10 protein-coding genes are annotated in these 9,404 nt (G+C 37.3%); 6 read left to right on the plus strand and 4 right to left on the minus strand.

The features are described from left to right. The 3 genes from RLO81_RS08535 to RLO81_RS08545 all read left to right on the plus strand — a co-directional run. Window positions 1-259: hypothetical protein (locus tag RLO81_RS08535; RefSeq protein WP_350110052.1), on the plus strand; the 259-nt coding region annotated here is incomplete at its 5' end. Window positions 260-412: 153 nt separating this feature from the next. Further along, complete coding sequence (locus RLO81_RS08540; RefSeq protein ID WP_350110055.1) at window positions 413-1,732, plus strand: LVIVD repeat-containing protein; 1,320 nt, start codon at window positions 413-415, stop codon at window positions 1,730-1,732. Continuing rightward, window positions 1,725-2,339 carry a hypothetical protein gene (locus tag RLO81_RS08545; RefSeq protein ID WP_350110058.1) on the plus strand — a complete coding sequence of 205 codons (615 nt, stop codon included), beginning with the start codon at window positions 1,725-1,727 and terminating at the stop codon, window positions 2,337-2,339. The genes RLO81_RS08540 and RLO81_RS08545 overlap by 8 nt, the downstream gene beginning before the upstream one ends. Here the strand turns inward: RLO81_RS08545 and RLO81_RS08550 are convergent. The 3 genes from RLO81_RS08550 to RLO81_RS08560 form a co-directional block, all read right to left on the minus strand. Continuing rightward, a complete protein-coding gene (locus RLO81_RS08550; protein WP_350110061.1) occupies window positions 2,336-4,240 on the minus strand; it encodes an ABC-F family ATP-binding cassette domain-containing protein in 1,905 nt (634 codons plus the stop codon). The genes RLO81_RS08545 and RLO81_RS08550 overlap by 4 nt on opposite strands. Window positions 4,241-4,313: 73 nt before the next feature. Next, window positions 4,314-5,327, minus strand: a complete 1,014-nt coding sequence (locus RLO81_RS08555) for a helix-turn-helix domain-containing protein (RefSeq protein WP_350110064.1) — start codon at window positions 5,325-5,327, stop codon at window positions 4,314-4,316. Between the two features lie 40 nt (window positions 5,328-5,367). Then, complete coding sequence (locus RLO81_RS08560) at window positions 5,368-5,904, minus strand: DUF2911 domain-containing protein (RefSeq protein ID WP_350110067.1); 537 nt, start codon at window positions 5,902-5,904, stop codon at window positions 5,368-5,370. Between the two features lie 71 nt (window positions 5,905-5,975). Here RLO81_RS08560 and RLO81_RS08565 point away from each other — a divergent pair, with 71 nt between their 5' ends. Next, window positions 5,976-6,461: a deoxycytidylate deaminase gene (locus tag RLO81_RS08565; RefSeq protein ID WP_350110070.1), complete on the plus strand. Its 486-nt coding sequence runs from the start codon at window positions 5,976-5,978 to the stop codon at window positions 6,459-6,461. On the opposite strand, the gene murB is transcribed toward RLO81_RS08565, so the two are convergent. Further along, entirely contained in the window at window positions 6,458-7,468 is a 1,011-nt protein-coding gene (gene murB, locus RLO81_RS08570; protein ID WP_350110073.1) for a UDP-N-acetylmuramate dehydrogenase, read from the minus strand. The genes RLO81_RS08565 and murB overlap by 4 nt on opposite strands. Window positions 7,469-7,544: 76 nt before the next feature. On the opposite strand from murB, the gene RLO81_RS08575 reads away from it, so the two are divergent. Then, the gene (locus tag RLO81_RS08575; protein ID WP_350110076.1) at window positions 7,545-7,700 is read left to right on the plus strand and encodes a zinc ribbon domain-containing protein; all 156 of its coding nucleotides are present in this window, start codon (window positions 7,545-7,547) and stop codon (window positions 7,698-7,700) included. Between the two features lie 164 nt (window positions 7,701-7,864). Then, a partial coding sequence (locus tag RLO81_RS08580; protein ID WP_502880442.1) for a TolB family protein occupies window positions 7,865-9,404 on the plus strand: 1,540 nt, incomplete at its 3' end.

The following is a 9,404-nucleotide window of genomic DNA, read 5'->3' on the forward strand; positions in this document are numbered from 1 at the left end:
TAACGATTTTTTTATAAAACAAAGCATTAATGCCGAGTCGGGAGGCTTCTCAAGCAACACCATTTCATCAGGTGAATCGGGTTATACTTTGTATACAGTAGGAGGGGTAATAGGCTCTCAATTTAGCTATGATATTGGTGAAAATTACAGTTTGGCTATACAACCACAATACAAACAAATGCTTAATTCGTTTACACCTGAAGGTAATAGAGTATCGTCTTTTGAAGTGGGTTTTAGGTTTAATTATCGCCTAAAATAATTGATCTAAAACTTTAATTATAACTCTTTATATTACTGATTTACAGATATATAAAGAGTTATTTTGTTTTATACTGACAAAATGTCAAAAGATAGTTTATTGTCATTCCAACCATATTAAAAGTTGAGGTGTCTTAAAGAAAAAGCAAGACACATGAAAAAGATTACTAAGCTATTCTTCAAAATTGAAATAGGATTATATATCCTTATTTATTCTGTTATTCTAATACTTCTTGGAGTGGGTTTACCAGCCTGTTCAGACACTTGTGAGACTGAATATAGTTATACTTACTACGAACCTGTTTATACTTCGCTCGATGAGATAAGAGCATCAGTTAACAGCGAGGCTCCACAGGAAATTAATACGATGGGTAAGTTGTATATCAAAGGTAAATATCTCTTTATCACTGAACCTAATAAAGGGGTGCATGTATATGATAATTCAAACCCTGCAGCACCTATTAATTTGACCTTTATATCTCTCCCCGGAACTTTTGATATGGCAGTGAATGGAAATACTCTTTTTGCTGATAGCTACATGGATTTAGTGGCAATAGACATTAGCAATATTCAAGAAGTGAAAGAAATAGGCCGACTCGAAAATTTGTATGGAGACTACAACTCCTATGGCTATTATGTTGATGCTGCGATGGGTGTGGTAACAGACTGGGTGGAGATGGAGACGGTGACTGTTTCAGAATCTGAATGTGCTACTATGACAAATTATTCTGTACATCGCGCAGGAATACTAGTAAATGAAGCTGCGAGTGCATCATTCGATGCTGCGTCTGCAGTTGCTCCAAATAACCCTGGAATGGGTGGCTCTATGGCGCGAATTACCATTGCCCAAAATACTTTATTTGCGATGTCCGTACCTGAAATAATTCCGGTGAACATAAACTCACCAGCCAGCATGGCAGAGGGGAATAGATTGAACTTGGGCTGGGGACTAGAAACACTATTTCCTAATAACACAAATCTTTTTGTAGGGGCAAATGACGGAATGCATATTCTTGATGTGGCACAGCCACTGTCACCACAACATGTATCAACTTATCAGCATATAAATAGTTGTGACCCTGTAATTGTTGACGGTGATATAGCCTATGTAACATTACGCTCAGGTATGGAATGTCAGAATTTTACTAATCAGCTTGAAGTGATTGATATTTCGGATTTAACTAACCCTCAGCAGTTGTATGTCTACGAAATGTCTAACCCGCATGGCTTAGGTAAGGATGGAAATACACTTTTTATCTGTGATGGAGATGCAGGGTTAAAAATATTCGATGCCTCTGATAATGCAACAATCGATCAAAATCTGATTAAAAACTATAAAGATTTATTCGCCTTTGATATTATCCCATACGATAATACCGCATTGATGATTGCTCAAGATGGTTTATATCAATACGATTATTCCGACCTAAATGACATTAAATGTCTGAGCAAAATTTCCTTCACCTATGAATAAGCTGACCGGAATATTCTTAGCGCTTGCCATCTTGCTAGCGGTGAATACGCACGCACAAAACGATTCAACTTCTTCGGTTTCTAAAAGGAGTCTACTTGACAAGATGTACCTTCAACTTCAGGTGGGAATAATTGCCTCAGAGTCGAATGACACGAAGAATTACAGACCCGCTGCAGGCTTTGGAGTTGGATATGAATTGCATCACTTATTTCAACCAGGAGTTTATGTTGGCTATGAAGAGTACCGGTTGTTTGAAAGCATGCCTGTCGCATTTCAGCTGCAGGGTAACTTCAATCCAACTACTAATTCGGCCTTTTATTATGCTCAATTAGGTAAAACTGCCATGTGGAAAAACGGTAGAAATGAATTGCAAAGTGTAAGCAGTGGCGAGTATTGGGAGGCTGGTATTGGCTACCAATGGAAAGCAGAAAATCTTAGGTTAAAACTAAGTGCAGGTTTTAGAGATCAGAAGTTTACTTCAGTAAGTAAAAATAATGATATCTGGTATTGGGATGCGTTATCTTCCTTTGCCCCCACACAGGGTTACAAAGAAGTTACCCATTGGCACTTAGAAAGAATGCATTTTAAATTTACGATTGAATTTTAACTGAGTTCGTCAATCGTTTCCATTAACGATTCCCATTCCTTGGTGAGCTGCTCTAGTTTGTCCTTACTTTTTTGATAGTGAGTATTTACTTTGAGTAGCTCATCGGGGTTGCCAAAAACCTCTGGTTTTGCCATCTTTTCCTCTAATTCAGCAATAACACTTTCCTCTTTATCAATATCATTCTCAAGCTTTGTTAGCACTTTTTGATACTGCTTTAGCCGCTCATCATTGGGATCCCTTCTTTCGGCTTTGGGCGTTTCCTTCTTTTCTACTTTTTGAGGTTTTGGGTCAGGTTTGCTTTCATCTTTCTGCAGTGATTTCCAATATATGTACTCATCGTACGTGCCAGGGTATTCTTTAATTTGCTTATCTTCTATATACCAAATTTTATTGGCCGTTTGCGTAATAAAGTGCCTGTTGTGCGATACCGTGATGAATGTTCCCGTGTACTGCTGCAGTGCTTGAATCAAAATATTTTCTGATTGAAAGTCTAGATGGTTGGTGGGCTCATCTAACAATAAAAAGTTAGATTCGTCAATCAAAGTTCTAGCCAATGCTACTCGCGACTTTTCACCTCCTGATAGCACTTTGATTTTCTTAAACACATCATCGCCACCAAAAAGAAAGCAACCTAAAATTTGCCTTAATTCAAGTTCAGTCTTTTTAGATCCTGCCTGTTTAAGCTCATCCAAAATTTCGTTATTGATGTTTAACGATTCTAATTGGTGCTGTGCATAGAATCCCATCTGCACGTTATGCCCTTGCTCTCTTTTGCCATCAATTTTTTCGTTGCCTGCGATAATTCTTAGCAAAGTAGATTTACCTTTCCCATTGGCGCCAATTAAAGCAATTTTATCGCCCCGCTCAATATTGGCGGTTGTAGATCGTAGTATCTCCAGATCGCCATAGCTTTTGCTCACATTCTCAAGGCGAATTACATGCCTACCTGACTTCTGTTTGAATTCGAATTTAAAATTAACAACAGCATTTTCGTCCACCACATCTTCAATCACATCCATCTTTTCTAATGCCTTCACCCTGGATTGAACTTGTCGCGCTTTTGTTGCCTTTGCCCTAAAACGATCTATAAATTGTTCTGTTTGTTTTATTTTTTGTTGCTGATTTTCAAAAGCATTTTTCTGAATTTCTGAGCGCATCTCCTTTTCCTGCATGTAGTAATCATAATTACCTTCATACATAGTTAATTGCGCATTCGATACTTCTACAATCTTATTAACGGTATTATTAAGAAAATGCCTGTCGTGTGATACAACGATTACAGCACCCTCATAGGTTCTTAGGTAATTTTCAATCCACTCAATGGAAGGCAGGTCTAAGTGGTTGGTAGGCTCATCAAGCATGAGTAAAGACGGTTTTTCTAGTAAAAGTTTGGCCAGCATTACGCGCATTCTCCATCCACCTGAAAATTCCTTTAATGGCCTGTGTAAATCTGAAGTTTTGAAACCTATACCTTCCAAAATTTCCTCTGCTTTGGCTTGCATAGAATAGCCTTCCAATCGCTCAAACTTTTCCTGAAGCTTGGTTAGTTTTTCGATCAACTCATCCGAATACTCTGTTTCTAACTTTTTAAGTATGGCTTCTATTTTCTTATGGGCATCAACAGCTTCTTCAAAAGCCATCATAGCCACATCAACAATGCTGTCTTCAGATTGGTATGAGAGTAGGTCTTGATTTAAAAAGCCAATAGTCACTTCTTTACTTCGGCTTATTTCGCCACCATCTATCGTTAACTCTCCATTAATAAGTTTAAGTAGAGTAGATTTTCCCTTCCCATTAAGACCAATAAGGCCTATTTTGTCTTTTGGTTTAATATGTAGAGAGGCATTTTCGTAAAGAGCTCTGCCACCTATGAAGTAAGATAAATTGTTGATCGCTAACATGGCTGCAAAGGTAGACGCCCTATTTCATATTTCTAGTAAAGCAATGGATAATTGCTCAGAAATAAACTTTAGGTTACGCACTCATTTTCTGAGCCAAAGAATTATAATAAGCCGAGGGCGACATTTGAGTAAACTTTTTAAAAGCATTATTGAAGGAGGCTTTGTTGTTAAACCCAACATCAAAGGCAATTTCAATAAAAACAGGTTTTTGATCTGATGATTCGATCAACGCCTTGGCTTCTTCTACACGGTAGTGGTTTATGAAATCTGAGAAATTGTATTTTGTAAGCTCGTTAATTACTTGTGAAATATGGTTGGGTGATAAGCCTAGCTGCTCCGACAGGGTTGATAGCTTAAGCTCATTATCTCTGTAAGCTTTATTTTCTTCCATGTGAGCTCTTAAAGTTTTTAAAATTGACCGGCTAGCTGTTAGGGAGAGTGCAGATTTTTGATACTTTTTAGTACCAATAAAACTTAATTCATTTGGATAAATAAAAGCCCTGTAGGCTGTGTAATAAATGAATATGGAAGAAACAAGTGAGATGTAATAATCGTATTCTATTTTAAGTGAGCCTGTCCATACCAGAAGGTAATAGCTTAAGAATGTTATAGTATAGCCGAGAAACGAATAATAAACTTGTTTGGCCCATCCTGATTCATTAGAAATCTGATTCAACTTTATGCAGTAAGCTACTAAATGTATGCATTGAAATACTGCAAGTGCATTTGAAGTAAATGCAATATGCCAGGGTAAGTATGGAGCAATAATAAATATGAGACCATAGGCAACGAACGGAATAAGATGATTTTTGAGGCCTTTATTAGTGTGTTTTAGATAGAAATATAGAAATGGACCAATGAGAAATGTAAAGCCCATAGCGAGTCCAAATTGCCTTGGTAGTTGGGCTGATAAACCACTCCAAAATACCACATAATAAGCCATCATTAAAGAGTAGCATAGCATTGAAAAAGCCAGGAATCTAAGTTTTTGCTTATCCTTTGCGTATAAAAGCAATGCTATAAAAATGCCTTGTGCAGCAGCAACTGAAAAGAAAATGATCCAAGTATTAATTACAATGGAATCCATTGAGCAAAATTTAACCTAGTAATAAGTTACGAATTTTAGATTAATCGGTTATAAACTTTATAGGCAATGATACTTTTACATCATCCCAAATAAAATTCATTGTTGCTGTTTCGTTTTTCTGATCAAAACTTATTGTAAAAGGCTCGTAAACTACATCTTTCAATTTAGAGGTAGGTATTTGAACACGCATTGCATCTGCTTTTTCAGTATAATTATAACTGCCCCATTGGCCTAAGTTTTTGTTAAATATAATCGTCCAGTTATCAGGGTTTGGAACGGTGAAAATAGAATAGGTGCCTCTTTCCAATGTATCTTGGACAACCACTAGATCTCCTGTAAGAGTTATTTCAGTGGCTTCATTGGCACCTGTGCGCCAAACTTGTCCGTAGGGCACCAGGTTGCCAAAAATTTCCCTGTCTCTTTTATGAGGTTGAGAATAGGTCACTTTCACGTAAGTATCTTCATATTTCATTGTTTGCATAGCCAATGGGCTTGGCCTTGGGGTTACAGCTTCCTGGGCAATTGATGTGTTGAACAACAAAACTGTAGTTGATATTACTAAAAAAACTATTTTCATTCTATTCGTATTATGAAGGTTTATATTATTTTTTTGGATGTTATAACCAAATATCATACCGTTGCATTACTATGAATACTAAACCAAATTTTGACGATATATACATGGAGCTAGCTGTAAATCTGGCTAAAAGATCTCATTGTATCAAACGTCATGTTGGTGCGGTTCTGACAAAGGAAACACGAATTATATCTATTGGTTACAATGGCCCACCATCAGGCACTCATAATTGCGATGATGAATGGCCGGAACAAGGATGTCCCAGAGACTCTAAAGGTGGTTGTTCATTAGCCATTCATGCAGAACAAAATGCTTTGTTATATGCTGTTAAGAATAAAACTGAAGTGACAGGAGCGACAATGTATGTTACTCTTGCTCCGTGTCTTGCTTGTTCTAGAATAATCTACACCATGGGAGTTAAAAAAGTGATTTACCTTAAGTCTTACGCAGAATACAAGGGCATCAAAAGCGATGAAGGCGTAGATTTTCTACAGAAATTTGGTGTGGAGGTTGAGCGTTATAAAGGAGAGTTGTCCAACGTTACTCACATGATTTAAATAAAATTCACCTCAGGCATTAGGTGAATTCCAAACTTTGCAATTACAGATTCTCTTATGTCTATTGCCAGTTGTTTAATTTCATTTCCATCACCACCACCATAATTCACTAAAACCAATGCCTGATTTTTGTGAACACCAATCTCGCCTCTTTTCTTACCCTTCCAACCACACTGTTCTATTAGCCAACCGGCCGGCACTTTTACCTCATTCTCAGAAACGATATAACCCGGCATATCAGGATACTCAAGTTTGAGCATTTCATAATCGAGCTTGTCAATCGTTGGGTTTTTGAAGAAACTGCCTGCATTTCCAATTTCTTTTGGGTTGGGTAGCTTGCTTTCCCTAATCTGAATCACTGCGTTGCTAATGTCTTTGATAGTAGGGTTTTCAATCCCGTTTTGCTTTAACACTTCAGTAATTGCCCCATAGCTTGTATTTAATCTATGATTTCTCTTTGTAAGCCTGAAAGTAACTGACGTGATTACATATTGCCCTTTAGCCAGGTGTTTAAAAATACTTTCCCTATAGCCAAACTGGCACTCATCTTTTGTAAAAGCTTTCTTTCTTAACGTTTCAATATGCAAAGCATCCAGCAATTCAAAAACCTCTTTGAGTTCTACACCGTATGCCCCAATATTTTGCATAGGTGCAGCACCAACAGTGCCTGGAATAAGCGATAGATTCTCTATACCGCCCCAATTATTATTAATGGCATGAAGTACAAAATCATGCCAAACCACTCCTGCTCCCACTTTTACAACAATATCGTTATCAGACTCACCTGTTATTTCTATGCCATCAATGGAATTTTTTAGCACTAATCCGTCAAAATTTTTAGTCAGTAGAATATTGCTGCCGCCACCAAGTACCAACAATTCCTCCTCGTTGTTTCTCAGTGCGTTTATCAGTTCTTCTTCCGTTTTAACTTCAATGAAATATTTAGCTTTTGCTTCGAGGCCAAATGTGTTGTATTGTTTAAGAGATGCTTCTTGGATAATTTTCACGAATACGAATTAACGAAAATGAGAACAGTAATCCTCAATAATTTCTTAACATAAGTGGTTTTTAATAGCTTAGATCATGAACAAGAAAGAATGCCCCTCCTGTGCAATGGAAATTGATAACGCAGCAAGGGAATGCCCTATTTGTGGGTATGAGTTTCCGCATACAGATTTATGGTTAAAGGTAATGGCAATACTCTTAATACTGCTATTTTTATACTTCATGATATTTTAAAAGTGTCGGTTGGCATAATATCAATAAGGTTTTTTTATAAATCTAACAGGTGATGATAATTATCAATTATTTTAGCGGCTATGCACTTTAGATTGGTTCGGGTTCTAATACTTTTTATCGCTAGTTTTATTCTTTCGTTCAACTGCCTTCTAGCGCAGGAGATAATGGACACAAACCCTGCTTCAACAAAATGGAAGCAGATAAAAACGGATGGTTTTAAAGTAATTTATCCGGAGGGCTTCGATGCAAAGGCTAACGAAGTAGCTAACATTCTAGAAACAATTAGGGAGCCAGCATCTAAGACAATGGGCGATAAGCTGCCTAAAAGAATTCCTATTATTTTACAGAATAATAATTCCATTTCTAATGGGTTTGTCACATTGGGTCCCAGACGATCCGAGTTTTTTACCATGCCTCCGCAAGACTATAATTTTATTGGTTCAAATAAGTGGCTACCCTTACTGGCTGTTCATGAATACAGACACATAGCTCAGTTTAATAGAAGTAAAACAGGTTTTAATAAACTTTTCTATTATCTATTTGGAGAAAATACCCAGGCCGCTGCGGCTGTTGTGTCTGCACCGCGCTGGTTTTGGGAAGGTGATGCTACATTAATAGAAACAGCATTTACCGAAAGTGGAAGGGGAAGGATTCCTTCATGGAATAGGGTCTTCCGCACCAACTTATTAGAGGGTAAGCGTTTCAAGTATAACAAACAGCATCTACAGTCTTTCAAAGATTTTGTTCCTGACCATTATCGCTTGGGTTATTATATGAATGCTCACATTCGTAATCGCACAGGTGATGCAGATATTTTTAATAAGGTTAGTAAAAGTGCTTTTAGTTTACCTTTTGTACCTTTTACATTCTCTAATTCACTTAATAAACACACTGATAGCTTTCTGGTGAACAACTATGAAAGTATGATGAATGACATGTATGGAGTTTGGAGTGAGCAAATTGCTGACTTGCAACCAACTGAACATCACGAAGTATCTCAAAGGGAGCGAAACATTTATACTGATTATGCTACACCGCAGTATTTAGAAGATGGAACAATTGTAGCCTTTAAATCAGGATTAAATGATATCGGCCAAATTGTGAGGCTCGATACAGAAGGAAATGAACTGGGCAGAGTAGTTACAGGTGTTATGAACACAACAGGTATGTTAAGTTCCGTGCAATACAAAGTATACTGGAATGAGTATGAGTTTCATCCGCGTTGGGGGGCGAAAACCTATTCAGTTATTAAAAGTTATGATTTTGCTACCAAAGAGCTGAGCAGGGTAACTAGGAAAACCAGGTATTCCGGAGTTTCTGTTTCACCAGATGGCTATCAACTTGTCACCACGTTAAATACTGAATCAGGAGAAAATTATCTGGTAGTATTAGATGCTAATAGCGGTAATGAAGTAAAAAAGTTCGATTTAGACCCAGAAGCTGAATACGGTATGGCCACATGGTCAGCAGATGGAAATTCCATCGTTTCATTGAAGATCACTGATGGAGGAAAGTCCGTGATTAAGGTAGATGTAAAAAGCGGTTTAGCAACCACCTTAATTGAAGAAGGTGCTGAGAACATTGGAAACCCGGTGTTGAAGGATAATTATTTAGTCTATAGTTCTCCATACAATGGTATTGACAACCTTTATGCAATGGACATTAATACCAATGAGAAATTCCAGATAACAAGAAGTAAGTATG

Source organism: Fulvivirga sp. (genome assembly GCF_040220315.1).
Classification (GTDB): domain Bacteria; phylum Bacteroidota; class Bacteroidia; order Cytophagales; family Cyclobacteriaceae; genus Fulvivirga.